The sequence below is a fragment of the Marinimicrobium sp. UBA4509 genome (assembly GCF_002388575.1).
Taxonomy (GTDB): Bacteria; Pseudomonadota; Gammaproteobacteria; order Pseudomonadales; family Cellvibrionaceae; genus Marinimicrobium; species Marinimicrobium koreense.
Genome location: NZ_DGMV01000009.1, coordinates 679 through 1,642, shown reverse-complemented (window position 1 = coordinate 1,642; position 964 = coordinate 679). Strand labels below are relative to the sequence as shown.

The window sequence follows — 964 nt, the reverse complement described above, 5'->3', positions numbered from 1 at the left end:
AAAGGGTGTCCCCTTGCCGGACCTCAGTGCCACACATCGGTCGCATCCGCCGTTGCCTAATCCCGGGATTTCGGAAACAACCGATGGAAATTCTCGGTGGTCTGCTCCGCGAGCTGTTCTACGGGTATTCCCCGAAGATCGGCGACAAACTCTGCCACTTCGCGTACGTATTGGGGCTCGTTGGATTTTCCCCGGTGCGGGACGGGCGCCAGGTATGGGGAGTCGGTTTCGACCAACAGGCGGTCGAGGGGGATCTGTTTGGCCACTTCGCGCAGGGCTTTGGCGCTGTTGAAGGTGACGATGCCGGATAGGGATATGTAGTAGCCGAGGTCGAGGGCCTGGCTGGCCATGTCCCAGGTTTCGGTGAAGCAGTGGAGGACGCCGGCGTGTTCGGTGCTGCCGTGTTCGCGGATCAGGGCCAGGGTGTCTTCCCGGGCTTCGCGGGTGTGGACGATGATGGGCAGTCCTGCCTGGGCACCGGCTTTGAGGTGCAGGGCGAAGCTTTCCTGTTGGAGTTCTTTGGTCTGCTCGGCATAGTGGTAGTCGAGCCCGGTTTCGCCCAGGCCGATGACTTCGGGTGCCCCGCCCCACTCTACCAGCTGTTCGACGGTGGCGGTGCCGGATTCGACGTCGCAGGGGTGGACGCCGACGGAGGCGTAGACGTCGGGGTATTGGCGGGCGATGTCGACGACGGTTTCGCGGTTTTCGAGGCTGACGCCGATGCACAGGAATTGCCGGATGCCCCGCTCGCGGGCGGCGTCGAGGGCGGCGTTGAGGTCGCCGTTGTAGGGTTTGAGGTCGATGCGGTCGAGGTGGCAGTGGGAGTCGGTCAGCATTGCAGTCGGTCGTGAGTTCGGGTGAATGGGCGATCGGGCGGGAATTGTCGCATACCAGGGGTGGGTATGTCGTGCCGGTTAATTAAAGCGATTTTGGTTGCGTCCGGTCCGTGGAGGGAAATGCCTTT

General features: G+C 62.6%; 1 protein-coding gene. It reads right to left on the bottom strand.

All coding sequences use genetic code 11. The annotated features are described in order from the left end of the window. Positions 1-56: 56 nt before the first annotated feature. Positions 57-836, bottom strand: coding sequence for a TatD family hydrolase (locus B3520_RS01280; protein ID WP_286804294.1), 780 nt, complete (start codon positions 834-836; stop codon positions 57-59). Positions 837-964: the final 128 nt, after the last annotated feature.

Excerpts from the sequence above, each read along its gene's own strand:
- B3520_RS01280 (WP_286804294.1), bottom strand. The coding sequence starts at position 836 with ATGCTGACCGACTCCCACTGCCACCTCGACCGCATCGACCTCAAACCC.